Origin of the sequence: Roseburia sp. AF22-2LB (genome assembly GCF_003461125.1) — a bacterium.
Taxonomy (GTDB): Bacteria; Bacillota; Clostridia; order Lachnospirales; family Lachnospiraceae; genus Roseburia_C; species Roseburia_C amylophila.
Map to the genome: position 1 here is coordinate 19050 of NZ_QTWM01000011.1, position 18969 is coordinate 38018.

Consider the following 18969-nt stretch of genomic DNA (forward strand, 5'->3'; position numbering starts at 1 on the left):
GATAAAGAATCACCTACAGCATATTCTGAAGGTGATTCTCATAGTTTACGTGAACAGCGAGCAAAATCGCATGCCCAATGTTTATTCTGCTACAGTTTCTTCTGTTGCATCTTCTACAGATTCATCTGTATATTCTGCTGCTTTAGCAGCTCTGTCTTCATTAATCTGCTGTGCCTCTGCATAAATATCCTCTGCATTTTCCTGGATATTAGAAGCAGTCTTCATGACACATTCCTTTGCACGTAATGCTGCTGCTGTACAGTTTGTGTAGACTTTCTTTGCATCCTTGCTACCTAATATTTTAATTCCGGCTGTTCCAAACAATACACCGGCAGCAAAGATTCCGGTCTTCTTCCAGTTAAATTTTTTTACAAAATCAAACATATGTATTCCTCCTATTTCTGTTTGTTTTTTAGCTTACCTCCATTAAAACCCATTGTCCATACTCTTTTTCCGTTATTGAGAATTCTTATCAATAACAGAATCTTATCTTGAAATTTTGATTACGGAAATAATTTCTTCCCAGTGGTCTAAGACATACTGTCCGATAATCGGGTCATACATCTTGTCAAGATTATTTTTGATTTCCTGATAACAGTAGTCAAAATCATGTGCTTTGCGATAACTCCGGTTTGAAGTCATGGCATCAATGGAATCGCAGATTGCAATGATTCTTGCTCCCACCGGGATTTCTTCTCCTTTGAGTCCAAGCGGATAGCCCTTTCCATCGAATCGTTCATGATGGCAGAGCACGATATATTGCAGTTCTTTTAAATGTCTTGATTTACTCAAAATCTCAGCTCCAATAGAGGGATGTTTCTTCATTGCCTCCCATTCCTCATCATCAAGCTTTCCTTCTTTATTTAAAACAGCATCCGGAACACCGATTTTTCCAATATCATGGAGATGTGCCGCAATATGGATTTGCTGTATATTCTCCGTTTTTAAGCCAATTAACTGGCATACTTTCATTGCCATATCACTGACACGCTGGGAATGCCCCGCCGTATAAGGGTCCTTGGCATCCAGTGCACAGGTAATGCATTCCATAATTTCATGATAATCTATCTCGCCGCAATATTCACAAGTTTTCAAATAATCCCTTCACTTTCTATCCTTCAATGACAAATTTTGCAAATGATAATTCTGCTCCTTTGCCGATTCTGCTGCAGATATTTACCACTCTGGTCATAACTCCTGCAAACTGGTTATCTTTGGTTACAATTTTAAGAAGCTGTGTCTCTGCCTCATATTCTGCTTCCTCTACATCTTCTAATTCTAATGTTTCACGAAGAATTTCTTTTACCTGATCCTCTGTTACTTTTTTAGACATCCGATAATATCTTCCCATAATGTGCTTCCTTTCTTAGTTGTTACTACTTTATGTTAGTTCTTTCTAATCCAGTTGTATTATAACACCTGCTATTGAAAATAGAACCTTTCGTATTGATATTTTTTCTCATTATTTCTTAATTTGATTTACCCCTGTATCCACGTTATAATAGTCCTATTACATAAATCTGATTTTTCAGCAGAATACTAATACAAAAGAAAGATAAAAGGAGGCTATTTTATGTGCACCGCAGCTACTTATCAAACAAAGAACTTCTACATGGGCAGAACCCTTGATTATGAATTTTCTTATGGTGATGAAGTCACCATCACCCCTCGCAACTATCCGTTTCATTTCCGTCATGCCGGGACTTTAAGCTCCCACTATGCCATGATTGGCATGGCTCATGTAGCACCGGACAATGGTGTTGACTATCCTCTTTATTATGATGCCTGCAATGAAAAAGGTGTCTGCATGGCAGGGCTTAACTTTGTGGGAAATGCCGCTTATGCTGATATTATTGATACAAAGGAAAATGTTGCACAATTTGAATTTATTCCATGGATTCTAAGCCAGTGTGCTTCTGTTTCAGAAGCCAGAGAAAAATTAGTGCAGATGAATCTCGTTGGAACTGTTTTTGCCAGCCATTTTCCGGCAGCACAGCTCCACTGGATGATTGCCGACAAAAGTGAAAACATCGTTGTGGAATCCATGGCAGACGGGCTTCATATCTATGACAATCCTGCCGGTGTGCTGACCAACAATCCACCTTTTCCAATGCAGATGTTTGCTTTAAATAATTATGCGGCTCTCTCATCCAGGCAGCCGGAAAATCATTTTTCCGACAAACTCAACTTACAGGCTTACAGCCGCGGTATGGGGGCTTTGGGTCTGCCGGGCGATTTATCTTCCCAGTCCCGTTTTATCCGGGTTGCTTTCACCAGACTGCATTCCATTTCCGGCAGTTCAGAAATCGAAAGTGTCAGCCAGTTCTTTCATATCTTAGGTTCCGTCGACCAGCAGCGGGGCTGCTGTGAAGTTGCTGATGGGAAATATGAAATTACAATCTACACCTCCTGCTGCAATGCGGATAAGGGAATTTATTACTATACGACCTATGATAATCATTCAATTAACGGAATCGATATGCATCATGAGAACCTGGACAGTGCAGAGTTGATCCGGTTTGCGGTTCTTGATGCGGGTGGGATTCACTGGCAGAATTAGGGGATTGCGATGTGGAGATAACATTTAGAATCAAAGAATTTTGCAGCAGTCAAAGCACATCTGATTTTCTTTTATGTGAAATGTCAACCATTCTTAGGGGTCTGTTTTTCTTGATGATAAACTGTCTTTTCGGTTGCTTTGACAGAATATTGGTACTGTCCGTCGAGGACAGATGCCACCTAATGTCTGCAAGGGGCACTGGAAATTTCGATATACTTTTCATTTCATCTGGCAACCGGCACAAATTCACATCCATGTTCAATTGTGCCTCGACTGCTGCAAAATTTTTTAATAAATTTTTCTCCCACATTGCAATCCCCTAATGGATGGCATATAAAAGGAGCAGACCCGCATCAAAAGTCTGCTCCCTTTACGTCCAAAGTATTTTGTGTGTATTGTAATGTTCCTTACAAGAGTTAGTTTATACTAACTCTTGTTTTCTGTCAATACCGCTGTTGATATTCTTTTCTCACCTGTGATAACTCCTTATAGATGTTCCGGTGATTTAAAATAATTCAAAAAACTCTTCGCCAGTTCCACATTGGTATTGACCACCAGTTCTTCCGGAAAATCTACCATCTGAATAACTTCCAATGGATATTGATGATTCCCAACTGCAGTATCCACATGTGCATCGGAATCCATGATAACCGGGACTTTATATTCCTTGCAAAGTTCTAACATTTTGCAGCTGTTTTCCTTCGTATTCTGCCGGAAGCCACCCGGTGTCAGGGAGCCATTGTTGACCTCTAACAATACATGATGTTCCTTTGCACCTTCCACCAATGCACGATAATCCACCGGATAATAAGAATCATCCGGATGTCCGATAATGTTTACATAGGGATTTTTCATCACATTCAGATAAGTTTTCGTATTTTCTTCTATGGTTCCCGGATGAAAACACGGACCATGCATACTTGCAACGCACAAATCCATCTGCCTTAAGGTACGCTCCGGCAGATCCACATGCCCTTCCATATCCATGATATTAAGTTCTGCGCCAAACAGCGTATACATTTCTCCATGCTTTCTTTCCAGCACGCGAAGATTATTAAAATATAACTCGCTGCAGGTTCCCGGCATTTTCGGAGCATGCTCTGTAATACCAAAGAGACGGATTTCTTTCTGCTCTGCCGCCTTTATCATTGCTTCAATAGTACTGTAAGCATGTCCGCTTGCAATTGTATGAGTATGAAGGTCTACGTAGTCGTTCATGTTCTGTTCTCCTTTTATATCTCTTGTCTTAATACTGTTTTCTAAATTTCAGACAATCCTATCCTATCCATCATAGCACATTTTCATCTGTCTTTCATACTATAATACAAATGTCTTTTAAGGATGCTCTATGAAACGATTTTATAAAAAAGGTATTTCTCTTTTCTTAATTCTTCTTATGTCCTTCCCGCTTTGTGCCTGCAAATCAGATGATTCTAAAGCATTAACAACCGTAAAATTAAATGAAGTGGCACATTCCATCTTTTACGCACCGATGTATGTGGCCATCGAAAAAGGCTACTTTGAAGATGAGGGAATCGAGCTCTCATTGACCACCGGCTTTGGAGCGGATAAAACCATGGCTGCCGTTGTTTCCGGGGATGCAGATGTAGGGTTCATGGGAACGGAGGCCAGCATTTATGCCTACACGGAAGGTGCAAAAGACCATGTCATCAATTTTGCACAGCTTACCCAGCGTGCCGGTAACTTTGTGGTTGCAAGGAAAAACACCGATTCCTTTTCCTATGAAGATATGATTGGGAAAGATGTGCTGGGCGGAAGAGCCGGTGGCACACCGGAAATGGTATATGAATATGTACTCCGGGAAAATGGTGTTTCTCCTTCCGAAGTCAAAATCGACCAGAGTATTGACTTTGGTTCTACCGCAGCGGCTTTTTCCGGCGGGCAGGGGGATTATACCATTGAATTTGAACCATCCGCTACTGCTTTGGAGCAGTCCGGTGACGGCTATGTGGTAGCGTCCATTGGCGTGGATTCCGGTTATCTTCCATATACTGCTTTTTGTGCCAAAGAAAGCTATCTTAAGGAAAATGCCGACCTTATCCAGCATTTCACCAATGCTTTACAGAAAGGCATGGATTATGTAGCAGGTCACAGTCCGGAAGAAATCGCAACTGTCATTGCACCACAGTTTAGTGAAACAGATCTTAAAACCCTTACACTTATTGTAAGCCGCTACTACGACCAGGAAACCTGGAACACAGATTTAATACTCCGGGAAGAAGGCTATGACTTAATGCTTACTATTTTAGAAGAGTCCGGTGTTCTCTCCGGTGCCGCTCCTTATGAAGATCTTGTAAATACAGATTTTGCCGAAAAAGCATCCACACCGTAGTTCAAAGTGTAAGAAATTAAATCATTATTAAACAAAGAATGTGCCTTGGCACATTCTCGCGCCTGCGGCGGTCGCTTGCGACATCTACCTTATACGCCGCAGTGCGCATCCTCGCGGAGCGTTTTTAACTTTACAGGAAAGCATTTTCCTGTAAAGTTAAAAAGCACAGAATATATAGTAAATAACATTACTATACACGCTGTGCTTTTATCACTTAGATATCCTTTTTACATTCCACTCTGTTAGCGAATCATAGAAAATGCACCAACACTGATTAACATCATAATTACACCAGCCAGCAATACGCCAAGCATCACTGCAATAACAGATGATTTAAAATCCATATCTAAGATGCTGGCTGCCAGAGTTCCTGTCCAGGCTCCGGTTCCCGGCACCGGGATTCCAACAAAGAGCAGTAATGCCAGGAATAATCCTCTTCCTGCCTTTGCCTGCAGCTTCTTACCACCCTTTTCACCTTTTTCCAGACACCAGCCGAAGAATTTTCCAATAACAGGCTTATCTGCACCCCAAATCAGTACTTTTCTTGCAAAAAAATAAATAAATGGTACCGGCAGCATATTTCCAATGATGGAAATAATATAAGATGGTATCAATGGAAGTCCAAAGCCCTGTGAAAATGGAATCGCTCCTCTCAGTTCAACCAGTGGTACCATGGAAACAAAAAATACAATCAGATAATGTAATAACATAATACTCCTTTCCTAACGAATTATGACTGTTTATAGTTTTTCAAAAACGTAATCAGCGTATCCATTTCTTCATCTGTACCAATGGTAATACGCAGATAATTTGCAATCCGCTCCGGTTTGGAGAAATGACGGACATAAATGTCTTTCTTCTTCAAATCTTCAAACAGCCTCTCCATGGAAATCTTATCGTGGGTTACAAAGAGGAAGTTGCTCTTTGAATCATCCATCCGGTATCCCAGTGCCCGAAGTTCTTCCTTGGTACGCTCTCTCGTTGCAATAATCTTCTGTGTTGTCTCTTTAAAATAAGCTTCATCCAAAATAGCAGCCGTTCCCATTTCAATCGTAAGGGAATTTAAGGTGTAAGAATTAAATGAATATTTAACATCGTTCAAATATTTGATTAATTCAGGCTGTGCCATCGCATATCCAATCCGCATGCCTGCCATGGAACGGGATTTACTAAAGGTCTGGACTACCAGCACATTGTCATATTTATCAATAAGCGGCAATGCAGATGTTCCACCAAAATCAATATATGCTTCATCCACAATAACAATGACATCCGGATTCTGTGCAATGATGCGTTCCACATCTTCTAACGGAAGCAGTTTTCCTGTCGGTGCGTTTGGATTTGGAAATACAATTCCTCCGTTTTCCCCAGCATAATCCTCCGGGCGAATCGTAAAATCCCTATCCAGTGGAATCTGCTTATATGGAATACGGAATTCCTCTGCCCAGACATCATAGAAAGAATAAGTAATATCCGGAAACAGAATCGGACGATTAGAATTAAAAAATGTCATAAAGCACATGGCAAGTACATCATCTGAGCCAACGCCCACAAATACCTGATTGGAATTTAAACCATATCGTTCTGCAATGGCGTCCGTCAGTTTCTCAATCTTTGGATCCGGATAAAGACGCAGCCGGTCGGTATCAAAAGAGGTTAAAACATCCTTTACTCCCGGTGCCGGTGGATACGGGTTCTCATTGGTATTCAGTTTTATCATTTTCTCTTTCTTCGGCTGTTCTCCCGGAACATACGGGATAACTTTGCGTATATTATTTTCCCATGCTTTCATGTCTTACTCCTTCTATCTGCTGCTTGATTTTTCATTCTTTCGTTTTCCGATTTTTTATTCTGCTGCCTTCAGTCCATACTCTGCTGCCAGCTTTGCAAATGCCTGCATGGAATTTACTACTGTCTCATAAGAAGTGCAATATGCAAGGCGTACATAACCGCCATAGCCGAAGGCACTTCCTTTTACCAGAATCAAATGGTATTTCTTGGCAGCTTCTACAAATTCTTCTTCCTTTGCAACCGGAGATTTCAGCCACAGATAAAATGCTCCCTGTGGTTTGATGCAGGTGAATCCAAGCTTCGTCAGTCCTTCATATAAAGCAATACGGTTGCGGTCATAAAATTCAAGATTGGTCTTTTCCTTTAAGCACTCTGCCACTGCTTTCTGAATGAGGGATGGTGCATTTACAAAGCCAAGAGTACGGTTTGATACGGTAATTCCCTCGATTAATTCTGCGGAATCTGCCGCTTCATCCGGCACTGCCACATAACCGATCCGCTCGCCCGGAAGTGATAAAGATTTACTGAAGGAATATCCTACCAGCGTATCTTTATAATATTTCGTCAGGAAATTCTCCTGTACGCCGTCGTAAACCAGTTCACGGTATGGTTCATCGGAAATAAGATAAATATCGGTTCCAAATTCCTCTTCCTTCGCAGTTAAAATTCTGGCAATCTCTGTTAAGGTTGCATCTGAATATACCACTCCGGTCGGATTGTTCGGATTGTTGATGATAACCGCTCTTGTATCTTTTGTAATTTTTCGTTCAAAGTCTGCTAAATCCGGCATAAAATCTGCTTCATCTGGCATGACTTCCACAATCTTTGCATCGAAGTTTGCGGCATAGCTTTTATATTCACCAAAATACGGAGCAAATACCATAACTTCATTGCCCGGATCTAAAATCGTCTTAAAAATAATATTCAGACCGCCTGCTGCACCAACTGTCATAATCAGGTTCTTCCCATGGAAATTGGTTCCGAAGCGTTCATTTAAGTTCTCTGCAATTGCCTCTCTTACTTCCTCATAGCCTGCATTTGCCATATATCCATGCACCACAAGCGGGTCTTCTTTATCCAAAATATCATAAATTGCTGTCTTAATTTTTTCCGGTGCCGGTGTAGCCGGATTGCCAAGGCTGAAATCATACACATTTTCTGCCCCATATCTGGCAGCCATTTCTTTTCCTTCCATAAACATGGCACGAATTGCAGAGCTTCCTGCCATTGCCTGTTTTATCTTTTTTGACAACATATCTTATGCCTTCTTTCTCTTTCTATTCTGTTACAGTATAGCTGAGACTATCCGTAAAATCAATCTGTTTTCTTGTTTCCGATGGGAATCTGCGTGATAATAATTGCCACAAACATCAATACGCAGCCTAAAATTTCTTTTGGTGATAATACCTGTCCCAAGATCACCCAGCCAGCCAGTGCGGAAATCACGGATTCCAGGCTCATAATAAGGGATGCGATAACCGGGTTGATGCCTTTCTGTCCTACAATCTGCAAGGTGTAGCCAACGCCGCAGGAAAGAAGTCCCGCATACAACAAAGGCAGCCATGCCGCCTGAATATTGGAAATGTCCGGTGTCTCTGTAAACAGCATTCCTACTGCTGAAAGTACTCCGCATACAAAAAACTGTATACAGGACATTTTTACGCCGTCTACCTTCGGTGAAAAATAATCAACCACCAGTATATGAAAGGAAAATGCCAGTGCACATAAAAGAAGCATGATGTCTGCCCGCTCAATGGTAAAACTGCCGTCCTTCATACAAAGCAGATACATTCCCACAACTGCCAGTGCTACACAAAACCACAGCTTGATTCCCGGACGCTTTCCAATAAAGATGCCGATAACCGGAATCATCACAATATACAACGCCGTAAAAAAGCCAGATTTACCAACGCTTGCTTCCATAATACCAAACTGCTGCAGATTGGATGCAATGCAAAGAATTACACCACAGGCAATTCCGCCTGCCCACAAAGTCTTTTTATCCTCTTTTTCCTGATTTTCTGCTCCTGTCTCTTTCTTTTTCTTTAAAACCAGAATAACCGGGATTAGCACCAGTCCCCCCAGAACGCATCGGATTGCGTTAAAGGTAAAGGGACCAATATATTCCATGCCCACGCTCTGGGCTACAAAAGCAACGCCCCAGATGGTTGCGGTCAATAATAATATCAAAGAACTCTTTATCTGCTGTTTCATAAAATCTCCATTCTGTCCTTATCCTTTTGCATAATTTATCATATTGCTCTTATATTAATGCATTTCTTTCCTTCTTGCAAGAGTCATAACATACAACAAAGAGCATCAAAGGCGGTGCTTTTCATCCTTCCCATTGGATGACACCTTGTGCCAATGATGCTCTTTTCTTATGTCAACCAGAATCCCACTCCCGGATAAACATCTTTTTCTATTTATTTACCGTGTCAATAAAGCGTAAAAATGCTTCTCTTCCTTCTTCGGTGCATTTGTATACACCGGCATCCAGAAGAACTTCACGGAATACCAGTCCGATTTCCTTTCGGATAATCCCGTCGATATTTTCTTCCGTAATGCTCTCATATTTCGGCAAAAATTCCTCTACCCAGTCTGCATGCTTACTTAAAATTTCATTGCTCCGTAAATCAGCCCTGGAAAGAATTGCCGTCTTAAGCTGTGCCATCTCGTCCTTCAGACGTGCCGGCAGCACTGCCAGACCCATTACCTCGATTAAGCCGATATTTTCCTTCTTAATATGATGAAGCTTCGCATGCGGATGATATACGCCCAGCGGATGCTCCTTTGTTGTAATATTATTACGAAGCACTAAATCCAGTTCGTAATTATTGCCTCGTTTTCTTGCAATTGGCGTAATGGTATTATGTGGCTCCCCGTCTGTTTCTGCAAAAATAAATGCTGCCTCATCCGTATAGCCACGCCAGGTCAGAAGTATTTTATCTGCCAGCTCAATCAGCCGTTCTGTATCCGGTGCGGACAGGCGGATAACTGACATCGGCCATTTTACAATTCCGGCTTTCACATCTTCAAAGCCCGCAAAGGTAATCTCTTTTTCCAGCGGTGCCTTTGCCATGGCAAATTCATAATGTCCACCCTGAAAATGATCATGGCTTAAAATCGAACCTCCTACAATCGGCAGGTCTGCATTGGAGCCAACGAAATAATGCGGAAACTGTTTTACAAAATCCAGCAGTTTTCCAAAGGTTGCCTTCTCGATTTTCATCGGTGTATGCTTTCCATTAAACACGATGCAGTGCTCATTATAGTACACATAAGGAGAATACTGTAAGAACCAGTCACTATGATTGATGGTTACCGGAATAATACGGTGATTCTGTCTTGCCGGATGGTTGACTCTTCCTGCATAACCTTCATTTTCCTTACACAAAAGGCATTTCGGATAGCCGCTCTGTTTTGCCAGCTTTGCAGCTGCAATGGCTTTCGGGTCCTTTTCCGGCTTGGATAAGTTAATTGTAATATCCAGTTCACCAAACTCCGTCTCTGCGGTCCATTTCATATCACGTCTGATACGGTATCTGCGGATATAATTGCTGTCCTGGCTGAGAGTATAATAATAATCTGTTGCCGCCTTTGCATCCTTCTCATAAAGGCTCTGAAATTTATGAATTACTTCACCTGGTCTTGGCATCAGTATTCCCATGATTTTCGTATCAAATAAATCTCGGTATACTACACTGTTTTCCTTTAAAATGCCTTTTTCATAAGCATAATCCAGCAGACGGTTTAATAATTCTTCCAGACTCTCTTCTGCTTCTTCTCTGCTCATCGGTGTCCGTGACTGATAAGCTGTCACAGCGTCCTCATCTAATTCTTCTAATTCAAACAATTCCAGCAGGCGGTTGATGGTAAATCTTTCATCTTCCTCCGGAACCAGTCCGGTTACCATGCCATATTCTGTTAATTTTAAGATATCTTCACAAATCATGACTTACCTCCTGTTTCTTATGCCAGTCTGGATGGACCGTCTCCAATTTCTACTACATAGAAATCTGCGCTGTATCCAATTTTCTTTTCATATGCACTGCCTACTGCTTCAATAAAATGCTCTACCGCTTCATCCTTTACAATACTGACGGTGCATCCGCCAAAGCCTGCGCCTGTCATACGGGATCCAATGACTCCATCCACCTTCCAGGCTTCTTCTACTAAGGTATCCAGTTCAATTCCGGTTACTTCATAATCATCCCTTAAGGATACATGGGATGCATTCATCAGCTTTCCAAAGGTTTCCACATCATTTTCTTTCAAGGCTTCCACCGCTTTTAAGGTTCTCTGGTTCTCATATACCGCATGCTTTGCCCGACGCATACGGACCTCACTTCCGATGGCTCCCTTATATTCTTCAAACTGTTCCTCGGACAATTCACCAAGACTCTTGATGTCCACCACCTTCTGTAATTCTGCCAGTGCTTCCTCACACTCTGCACGACGTTCATTATATTTCGAATCACCCAGACCACGCTTCTTATTGCTGCAGGAAATTACAATTTTAGCATCTTTTAAACGAACCGGCGCATATTCATATTTTAAAGTAGCCGTGTCTAAGAAAATCGCATGCTCTGCTTTTCCCATGGCAATGGCAAACTGATCCATGATGCCACAGTTCACTCCATTGAATTTATTCTCTGAAAACTGTCCGATTAAAGCCAGATCCTGATTCGTTACACCAAATCCGAATAAGTCCTTTAAGATATATCCGGTCAGCACCTCAACAGATGCAGAAGAAGAAAGTCCGGAACCATTCGGGATATTTCCAAATAATAACAAATCCAGTCCGGTATCTACCTGCATGCCCTTTTCTCCAAATGCCCAGATGACACCCTTCGGATAATTTGTCCAGTCTGCTTCTTTCTCCGGCTTCAAGCCTTCAATGGAAGATTCCAGCACACCAAGCTGTTCAAAATTCATGGAATAAAATCTCAGTTTCTTATCGGCACGTTTTCTTGCCACGCCATAAGTTCCAATGGTCAGTGCACATGGAAATACATGACCTCCGTTGTAATCCGTATGCTCTCCAATCAGATTCACACGTCCCGGTGCAAAATACACACGGATGTCTCCTTCATCCCCAAATAATTCCTTAAACCTTGTCAAAACCTGCTCCTTCATCAATACATTCTCCTTTCGATTTATTTTCATCCGTTCCTGTTATCCGGCACATTTTCACAGGATATTATTCATCTGTCTTTGTGCTCGTCAGCAACATAATTTATATTTTTTACTTCTTGATAAGATTATACTATATGCCCTGTTTCTTTGCAATATTGCCGTTCTAGTCTGCAACATCTCAATTGCTATTTGGCAACATTTTTCCATATGCAAGATAAGGATTTATAAATAACTGTGAAAATATAAAAACACCAGTCTCTGCCTGAATGAATAAGATACGAGAGAGAGCTGTAAGGGACATTAGAAATTCGATAAAAGCGTATCTGCTTCTGGCAACCGGCGCAAATTCACATCCATGTTCATCTGCGCCTCGCCGGTACATCCCTGTACCGGCGTTGCCTGTTTCCGAACGAATTTCATAAGTCCCTAACAGCCCTCCCTCATGTATCTGCAATCATCCAGGCAGAGGCTGGTGTTATTTCTATTACATTTCTATTTTCAATTTTATTTCCGACGTCCCATGTAGGCATACATCTTATCGGAAGCAAATCACAGGAGCAGGAGCGATATTCTCTTTCCCTGCTTTTATTTTACAAGGCTGCTTCAGCGGCTGCCAGCTTGTCCAGTGCACTCTGTGGTACCTTCGCTTTTGCGCCCTCGCTTAAGGCATTATAGGCATTTCTTGCATTGGCTACTGCTGCTGCATCTGTGGCAGTTATCGTATCTGGCAATGCCATGATTGTATTCGTTACATTCTGTGCATCGATACTTTCCTGATTCTGCAATTCCTGCAGGGCCTGTTCATACTGCAACTGTGACAGAGCTGACTCGGCTGCTGTCAGCACATTCAGATTCTTTACATATGCTTTGGCGCTGTCAGATAAAGCATCATACTGGGAACGGACAGACGCAATGGTTCCTGCGGAGTCCAGGGTTACTGTTCCAATGGAGGTGATTGCCTCATCTACTGCAGATGCTGCATCCATATCCTTGCCCTTCTGGCTCTCGGTTCCCGGCAGTTCATAAACAAGCACCGGATAACCAGCTTCTATATTTTCATAAATTGTTTTTGCTGCACTGTATGGAAGATTGATACATCCATGTGAACCGCTTCTTTTATAAATTGTTCCACCAAAAGTACTTCTCCAGCTGGCATCATGCATTCCAACACCACCGTTAAACGGCATCCAGAAAGATACCGGAGACTCATAATCTTCGCCGCGAAGCACCGCATCCTTTGCCTTATAAGTAACACCAAAAGAGCCGGACGGCGTTCCATGATTCTTTGCAAGGTTACCGGAGACAAAATCAGATTCTACCACCAGTGATCCGTTCTTATAGAAAAACAAATGCTGTGCGGTCAGATTGATTTCCACATATGTATTACCATAGTCATTCTCACCATGGCTGTTAGCCGTCTGGGAATAAACCGGCTCTCTTGTTACATCCTTACCGACTTTCAAATCCTCCAGTATCATTTCCTTTTCAGCTGCATTATCTACCCACCATCCGTAATTTCCACCATAAATTGTCACTGTCTGTCCATAAGAGGTATCCAGTGTCCGGTTTCCATAGGCGGTATTATAATTTTTTGCCATAGCTTTTACATAAGCGCTCAATGCCTCATCATCTACAGACACATTGAAATCATCATCCACAGAAAGCCAGGTACTGATGGTTTCTCCATCCAAAACCACATCATCCCTGCCTTCTGCCTGATAGGTAATCTTCATCTGGGTATATTTATTCAAGGTATCCAAGGCATCCTGAAATACATCATCCTCTTCTTTCACCTTAGGGTCTTCATAACAGCCTTCCCCGGAAAGGTCAAATTCCGGCTGCATTTTATCCAAGGCTTCTTTGATTTTCTCCGTAAATGCATCCTTATCGATTTTTGTTCCATATACCTCCGGCTGCACTTCATAGCCATCCTTTGTATAATCCTTAATCTGTGCATTTTCGGAATCCGTCCATTTGCTTTCATCCATACAGGACAAATTATCCAGAACATCCTTCAATTTTTCTTCATCAAAAGTTATCATGGTTTCCACTTCGTATTTCCGTGGAGAAATAAGATAGTACGGCCATGCAAATCCATTCTGCTTCTTTAAAAGCTCTTTTACCTGCTTATCAAATACCGGCTCCATGTCAATGTCTGTTCCATTGATGCTCTCTGTCTTATCCTCACGCTCCACCAGCTTCATCTCATACCTGGATGCCTGCTTCGTAATCTTCTTTTCCACACCACTGGTTGAGGAAGCGGATACCCCCACATTATTTATCGTGGTACGAAATGCAAAATGGCTCTGAAAAAACAGTGCCAGTACCAGATAAATCACAACTAATATTCCTACAGGAATTCCGATTACACAAAGGAGTTTTTTTCTGCTCATTTTTTCCTTCGCAGTTTCCTGCTGTTTCTCGTCATTCTTCTTCATATCCCTTAACCTTTCTATTTTGCTAGTTTCCATTATAGTTGACCGTTTTTCTTTGTCAATGAAATCCCGCATTTGTAATATTTATTTAAAAAATGAAATACATTTTCTTGTATTCTTGCACAATGAAAATGTTCCTTTTCCATTAAAATCTTAAGAATTCCATAAAAATTATTAAATTCAATTTTATAGCATTGTTTTTTAAAAAATGCTGTGCTAGAATTCCAAAATAGAAGTAGTATTCTTACATTAAAGAAGGGGAATCCGATATTGAAAAAAGATAACTTTAAGCAAAATCTCAAAGCATTTTTTCAAAAATATAAGCACGCATGGGTTCTGCTGTATGTATTCATATATTTTCCATGGTTTGCCTATCTGGAAAAACATGTGACTTCAAATTTCAACGTAATACATACTGCACTGGATGATAAAATCCCATTTATAGAATTTTTCATCGTACCATATATGTTATGGTTTGGATATGTCGCATATGCGGTTCTTTACTTTTTCTTCAAAAATAAAGAAGATTATTACCGGCTCTGTACATTCCTGTTTGTGGGAATGACTGTATTTCTGGTAGTATCCAGCCTCTATCCAAACGGACATTATCTCCGCCCGCATTCCTTTGAGCATGACAATGTCTTCACCCATATGGTAGCCTGGCTTTATGCAACCGATACACCGACAAACCTGTTTCCAAGTATTCATGTTTATAATTCGCTCGGTGTTCACATTGCAATCTGTAGCAGTAAAGAATTTAAGAACCGTCCGAAGTTAAAGCTGGCTTCTTTCATTCTTATGGTCAGCATTATTCTTGCAACCATGTTCTTAAAACAGCATTCTGTATTTGATGTGGTTACTGCATTTGTAATGGCTGCTGTCATGTACTCTTTCGTCTACGGCAGGAACTTTGCTTTCGGCCGCAGCAAGGCAAAAGAATCTTTTGAAAAACAGCTTAAGCACATATAGTTTTTATAAAAGAACTGCCGCTCCGTTTTGAGCAGCAGTTCTTTTCTCGTAGTTCATTTTTCACATTTTATTCCAGATGTTCGATTTCATCCATCCAGATACGTGCCGATGCATCACTTGGCATTCGTAAATCACCTCTTGGTGATACTGCTACCGTACCGACCTTTGGTCCATCCGGCAGACAGGAACGTTTAAACTGCTGTGAGAAGAAACGGCGGTAGAAGGTCTTTAACCATTTCAAAATCACCGCATTGTCGTACTGCCCCGCAAATGCCACCTGTGCCAGACGATATATTTTTGCCGGAGCAAAGCCAAATCGCATCACATAATATAAATAGAAATCATGCAGTTCATACGGTCCTACAATATCCTCTGTCTTCTGGGCGATTTTTCCATTTTCCGGCGGAAGCAGTTCAGGGCTGACCGGTGTATCTAAGACATCATAAAGTACAGTTGAAAGTTCCTTATTTCCACAGGTGTCTGCATAGTAGTGTACCAGATGGCGCACCAGCGTCTTCGGTACGGATGCATTCACTCCATACATGGACATATGGTCACCGTTATAGGTAGCCCAGCCCAATGCCAGCTCTGACATATCTCCGGTTCCGATTACCATACCATTATTCTTATTGGCAATGTCCATCAGAATCTGGGTACGTTCCCTTGCCTGTCCATTTTCATAAGTGACATCATGTACGCTTTCATCCTGACCAATATCCCGGAAATGAATGCGTACTGCTTCTTTGATATCTACTTCTATCAGCTTTGCGCCAAGACAGCGAATGAGACTTAATGCATTCTCATAGGTACGGTCTGTGGTTCCAAAGCCCGGCATGGTAACTGCATATATCTGCTCTCTCGGAAGCTTCAGCCGGTCAAATGCCTGCACCGTAACCAGAAGTGCCAGTGTGGAATCCAGTCCACCGGAAATGCCTACCACTGTGCATTTACATCCGGTATGCTCTAACCGTTTCTTAAGTCCCATGGACTGAATAGCTAAAATCTCTTCACAACGTTTATCACGCTTGTCCTTATTGCCCGGAACGAATGGCGCCGGATCCACGAAACGGCTCAGCGTTGTATCTGATTTATCAATAAAGAAAGAAAATCTAAGATAATCCTTGCCTCTGCTGCCTGCTGCAAAAGTGCTCATTCTCCGTCTTTCGGATACCAGACGTTCCATATCAATTTCAGAATATACCGTCTCATTGGTAAAACGTTCGGATTCTGCTAAAACCGCTCCGTTTTCTGCAATGATATTATGCCCGGAATATACTACATCCTGTGTGGATTCTCCATCTCCGGCACTGACATAGACATAACCACAGAGCAGGCGGGCAGACTGTCCTGCAACAAGCTCTCTCCGGTAAATATCCTTTCCGGTTGTCTCATCACTGGCTGAAAGATTTACGATTAAAGTTGCTCCTGCCAGAGTATGGGAAATACTCGGCGGGTTCGGTGTCCAGACATCCTCGCAGATTTCCACACCGATTACCAGCTCCGGCAATACATCATCACACTGGAACAAAATGTGGCTTCCCATCGGTACATGATAAGCCGGTGCAATATCTACACCCTCTGCTTCTTCTTTTCCCGGAGTAAAATATCTTGCTTCATAGAATTCATTGTAATTTGGAATATGGGTCTTTGGCACGATGCCGATAATCTCGCCTTTGTTTAAAGCTGCTGCCACATTATAAAGCTTGCCTTCATGCATCAGGGGCAGACCAACAAATACAACGGCATCCAAAGCACCGAGTTCCTTTGCCAGCCATACCAGCCGCTCCCTTGCGCTTCTTAATAAAGTCTCCTGTAAAAATAAATCGCCACAGGTATATCCGGTAATGCAAAGCTCCGGGCACACAATGACTTTGGCTCCGTTTGCTGCTGCTTCCATTACTGCCGCTTTTATTCGAATGGTATTTTCTACCGGATCTGCGACTACTACTTTTGGTGTTACTGCTGCTACTTTGATAAATCCATCTCTCATTTTCTTATCTCCCTTAAATCATCCGGACTGAATACATAATTCTCATTACAGAAATGACATTTTACTTCAATCGGTTCTTCATCCTTGATTAAATCATCCAAATCTTTCTTGCTTAAGCTTGCCAGTGCTTTTGCCACACGCTCTTTGGAACAGTCACAATGGAAGGTAACCGGCATCGTATCATTGATTTCAAGCTTCATCTCTCCTAAGATTTCCTCTAAAATCATTTCCGGTGTCATGCCCTTTTCCAACATTTCTGTTACGGATGCTATCTGTGCGATTTTCTGCTCTAAGGCATCAATGACTGCATCCTCTGTAAACGGCATCAGCTGAATGATAAACCCGCCTGCCTGACGCACTGTATTGTCCTTATTCATGAGAACTCCTAAACCCACGGAAGATGGTACCTGCTCGGATACTGCAAAATAATAGGTTAAATCCTCTGCGATTTCACCGGTCTGAAGCTCGGTCTGTCCCACATACGGATCTTTTAATCCCATGTCTTTTATGACACTTAAAACACCATTTCCAATGGCTCCGCCTACATTTAATTTACCGGCTGCATTGGGTGGCAATATCACGTCTGCCACGCCCGGATAGCCTTTTACACCCCCGTTAGCATTGGCAGTTACCGTAAGGCCATGCATCGGACCATCGCCCTGAATCTGCAGGGTCAGAAGGTCTTTTTCTCCCTTCATCATGCTGCCCATCATTGCTGCTGCGCTCATGGCACGTCCTAATGCTGCTGTTACAATCGGGCTGCTGTTATGACGGGCTCTTGCTTCCTCCGTCATCTCTTTTGATGTAATCGCAAATGCACGAATCTGTCCATCTGCAGCTGTTGCTCTCACCATATAATCTGACATTTCTTCTTCCTCTTTCTTCTTATTTTCCCTGTTCTCTTGCGATGATATAAATCCGTTCACTGCAGGCTGTCGGTTCTTTTCCCGTCTCTACATCAAAGACACCTTCCCATTTCATACCGGCTTCTTCGATTAATTTTCGTACGGTTTCTATCTCATACGCCCGCTGAAAATGTGTTTCTTCATATCTCCGGAACAAATCATCCTCTTCTTTGATAAAAAGTGTTAAATCATACTGATTGACCTGTTCCTCCGGGTCATAATAATTTTCCCAGATAAAGCTGCTGTCCTCTCTGGTCTCGCAGAAGCTGTTGTCTCCTAAGAGTTCCTCATATTTATATCTGGTATTCATATCGAAAATAAAGATTCCGCCCGGGTCGAGATAATTATTGACCAGGGAAAATACCTGTCTCAAATCTTCTTCTGACATGATATAATTCATGGAATCGCAGACACTTACTACTGCCCGGATGGTTCCATACAATTCAAACTCCCGCATATCCTGAAGAAGATACAGTATCTCTGTATTTTCCATGGTATATTCTCTGGCTACCGAGAGCATTTCCTCGGAATTGTCCACCCCAATCATATCATAACCTTCTGCCGCTAAAAGTCTCGTCATCCTTCCGGTTCCACAGCCAAGTTCCAAAAGCAGGCCATCGTTTATCCCCTCTGCTTTTAATATGTCCACCAGATATTTTTTCCATGCTTCGTAAGGGACATTGTCCATAAATGTATCATAAACTGTTGCAAATTCTGTATATGCTTCCACACAACCACTCTTTCTGTCCTATTCTTCTGTAATACTAACAATTTTCCCTGATAAAAGCAAGTAGTCGCGCCCTAAGGCTTGATTATTTTTCCCTAAA

17 protein-coding genes are annotated in these 18969 nt (G+C 41.9%); 3 read left to right on the forward strand and 14 right to left on the reverse strand.

Annotation, left to right across the window (positions count from 1 at the left end; all coding sequences use genetic code 11):
* Window positions 1–81: 81 nt before the first annotated feature.
* The 3 genes from DWX96_RS13010 to DWX96_RS13020 all read right to left on the reverse strand — a co-directional run bounded on the left by DWX96_RS13010 (window position 82) and on the right by DWX96_RS13020 (window position 1351).
* Window positions 82–384: a DUF6110 family protein gene (locus DWX96_RS13010; protein ID WP_022243411.1), complete on the reverse strand. Its 303-nt coding sequence runs from the start codon at window positions 382–384 to the stop codon at window positions 82–84.
* 102 nt (window positions 385–486) lie between these two features.
* Entirely contained in the window at window positions 487–1095 is a 609-nt protein-coding gene (locus tag DWX96_RS13015; protein ID WP_330416206.1) for an HD-GYP domain-containing protein, read from the reverse strand.
* Window positions 1096–1111: 16 nt separating this feature from the next.
* A complete protein-coding gene (locus tag DWX96_RS13020; RefSeq protein ID WP_117699171.1) occupies window positions 1112–1351 on the reverse strand; it encodes a hypothetical protein in 240 nt (79 codons plus the stop codon).
* A 222-nt stretch (window positions 1352–1573) separates the two neighbouring features.
* Between DWX96_RS13020 and bsh the strand changes: the two genes are divergently transcribed.
* Window positions 1574–2560, forward strand: coding sequence for a choloylglycine hydrolase (bsh, locus tag DWX96_RS13025; RefSeq protein WP_118057723.1), 987 nt, complete (start codon window positions 1574–1576; stop codon window positions 2558–2560).
* A gap of 486 nt (window positions 2561–3046) precedes the next feature.
* Here bsh and DWX96_RS13035 read toward each other — a convergent pair whose 3' ends face one another.
* A complete protein-coding gene (locus tag DWX96_RS13035; protein ID WP_118057721.1) occupies window positions 3047–3778 on the reverse strand; it encodes a phosphatase in 732 nt (243 codons plus the stop codon).
* 130 nt (window positions 3779–3908) lie between these two features.
* Between DWX96_RS13035 and DWX96_RS13040 the strand changes: the two genes are divergently transcribed.
* Complete coding sequence (locus DWX96_RS13040; protein ID WP_118057720.1) at window positions 3909–4913, forward strand: ABC transporter substrate-binding protein; 1005 nt, start codon at window positions 3909–3911, stop codon at window positions 4911–4913.
* A gap of 242 nt (window positions 4914–5155) precedes the next feature.
* On the opposite strand, the gene DWX96_RS13045 is transcribed toward DWX96_RS13040, so the two are convergent.
* From DWX96_RS13045 to DWX96_RS13075, 7 genes are all read right to left on the reverse strand, one after another.
* Window positions 5156–5623 carry a COG2426 family protein gene (locus tag DWX96_RS13045; protein ID WP_022243405.1) on the reverse strand — a complete coding sequence of 156 codons (468 nt, stop codon included), beginning with the start codon at window positions 5621–5623 and terminating at the stop codon, window positions 5156–5158.
* 20 nt (window positions 5624–5643) lie between these two features.
* A complete protein-coding gene (hisC, locus tag DWX96_RS13050) occupies window positions 5644–6705 on the reverse strand; it encodes a histidinol-phosphate transaminase (RefSeq protein WP_118057719.1) in 1062 nt (353 codons plus the stop codon).
* Window positions 6706–6759: 54 nt separating this feature from the next.
* Entirely contained in the window at window positions 6760–7959 is a 1200-nt protein-coding gene (locus DWX96_RS13055) for a pyridoxal phosphate-dependent aminotransferase (RefSeq protein WP_118057718.1), read from the reverse strand.
* A gap of 59 nt (window positions 7960–8018) precedes the next feature.
* Complete coding sequence (locus DWX96_RS13060; protein ID WP_022243402.1) at window positions 8019–8918, reverse strand: DMT family transporter; 900 nt, start codon at window positions 8916–8918, stop codon at window positions 8019–8021.
* 208 nt (window positions 8919–9126) lie between these two features.
* Window positions 9127–10659, reverse strand: a complete 1533-nt coding sequence (galT, locus tag DWX96_RS13065) for a UDP-glucose--hexose-1-phosphate uridylyltransferase (protein WP_118057717.1) — start codon at window positions 10657–10659, stop codon at window positions 9127–9129.
* 17 nt (window positions 10660–10676) lie between these two features.
* Window positions 10677–11843 (reverse strand): galactokinase, encoded by a 1167-nt coding sequence (locus DWX96_RS13070; RefSeq protein WP_199534364.1) that lies wholly within the window; start codon window positions 11841–11843, stop codon window positions 10677–10679.
* A gap of 590 nt (window positions 11844–12433) precedes the next feature.
* Window positions 12434–14281, reverse strand: coding sequence for a peptidoglycan binding domain-containing protein (locus DWX96_RS13075; RefSeq protein ID WP_242988803.1), 1848 nt, complete (start codon window positions 14279–14281; stop codon window positions 12434–12436).
* A 267-nt stretch (window positions 14282–14548) separates the two neighbouring features.
* Between DWX96_RS13075 and DWX96_RS13080 the strand changes: the two genes are divergently transcribed.
* The gene (locus DWX96_RS13080) at window positions 14549–15247 is read left to right on the forward strand and encodes a phosphatase PAP2 family protein (RefSeq protein ID WP_118057716.1); all 699 of its coding nucleotides are present in this window, start codon (window positions 14549–14551) and stop codon (window positions 15245–15247) included.
* Window positions 15248–15314: 67 nt separating this feature from the next.
* Here the strand turns inward: DWX96_RS13080 and DWX96_RS13085 are convergent, their stop codons facing one another.
* The 3 genes from DWX96_RS13085 to DWX96_RS13095 are packed head-to-tail and all read right to left on the reverse strand — an operon-like array spanning window position 15315 to window position 18872.
* Entirely contained in the window at window positions 15315–17237 is a 1923-nt protein-coding gene (locus tag DWX96_RS13085) for an NAD(+) synthase (protein ID WP_118057715.1), read from the reverse strand.
* Window positions 17234–18103, reverse strand: a complete 870-nt coding sequence (gene hslO, locus DWX96_RS13090; RefSeq protein WP_118057714.1) for an Hsp33 family molecular chaperone HslO — start codon at window positions 18101–18103, stop codon at window positions 17234–17236. The genes DWX96_RS13085 and hslO overlap by 4 nt, the downstream gene beginning before the upstream one ends.
* 19 nt (window positions 18104–18122) lie before the next feature.
* Window positions 18123–18872 carry a class I SAM-dependent DNA methyltransferase gene (locus DWX96_RS13095; RefSeq protein WP_117698017.1) on the reverse strand — a complete coding sequence of 250 codons (750 nt, stop codon included), beginning with the start codon at window positions 18870–18872 and terminating at the stop codon, window positions 18123–18125.
* Between the last annotated feature and the right edge of the window lie 97 nt (window positions 18873–18969).

What these genes read in the sequence shown, in the direction of transcription:
- DWX96_RS13010 (WP_022243411.1), bottom strand. Translation starts at nt 384, where the DNA reads ATGTTTGATTTTGTAAAAAAATTTAACTGGAAGAAGACCGGAATCTTT.
- DWX96_RS13020 (WP_117699171.1), bottom strand. Translation starts at nt 1,351, where the DNA reads ATGGGAAGATATTATCGGATGTCTAAAAAAGTAACAGAGGATCAGGTA.
- bsh (WP_118057723.1), top strand. Translation starts at nt 1,574, where the DNA reads ATGTGCACCGCAGCTACTTATCAAACAAAGAACTTCTACATGGGCAGA.
- DWX96_RS13035 (WP_118057721.1), bottom strand. Translation starts at nt 3,778, where the DNA reads ATGAACGACTACGTAGACCTTCATACTCATACAATTGCAAGCGGACAT.
- DWX96_RS13040 (WP_118057720.1), top strand. Translation starts at nt 3,909, where the DNA reads ATGAAACGATTTTATAAAAAAGGTATTTCTCTTTTCTTAATTCTTCTT.
- DWX96_RS13045 (WP_022243405.1), bottom strand. Translation starts at nt 5,623, where the DNA reads ATGTTATTACATTATCTGATTGTATTTTTTGTTTCCATGGTACCACTG.
- hisC (WP_118057719.1), bottom strand. Translation starts at nt 6,705, where the DNA reads ATGAAAGCATGGGAAAATAATATACGCAAAGTTATCCCGTATGTTCCG.
- DWX96_RS13055 (WP_118057718.1), bottom strand. Translation starts at nt 7,959, where the DNA reads ATGTTGTCAAAAAAGATAAAACAGGCAATGGCAGGAAGCTCTGCAATT.
- DWX96_RS13060 (WP_022243402.1), bottom strand. Translation starts at nt 8,918, where the DNA reads ATGAAACAGCAGATAAAGAGTTCTTTGATATTATTATTGACCGCAACC.
- galT (WP_118057717.1), bottom strand. Translation starts at nt 10,659, where the DNA reads ATGATTTGTGAAGATATCTTAAAATTAACAGAATATGGCATGGTAACC.
- DWX96_RS13070 (WP_199534364.1), bottom strand. Translation starts at nt 11,843, where the DNA reads ATGAAGGAGCAGGTTTTGACAAGGTTTAAGGAATTATTTGGGGATGAA.
- DWX96_RS13075 (WP_242988803.1), bottom strand. Translation starts at nt 14,281, where the DNA reads ATGAAGAAGAATGACGAGAAACAGCAGGAAACTGCGAAGGAAAAAATG.
- DWX96_RS13085 (WP_118057715.1), bottom strand. Translation starts at nt 17,237, where the DNA reads ATGAGAGATGGATTTATCAAAGTAGCAGCAGTAACACCAAAAGTAGTA.
- hslO (WP_118057714.1), bottom strand. Translation starts at nt 18,103, where the DNA reads ATGTCAGATTATATGGTGAGAGCAACAGCTGCAGATGGACAGATTCGT.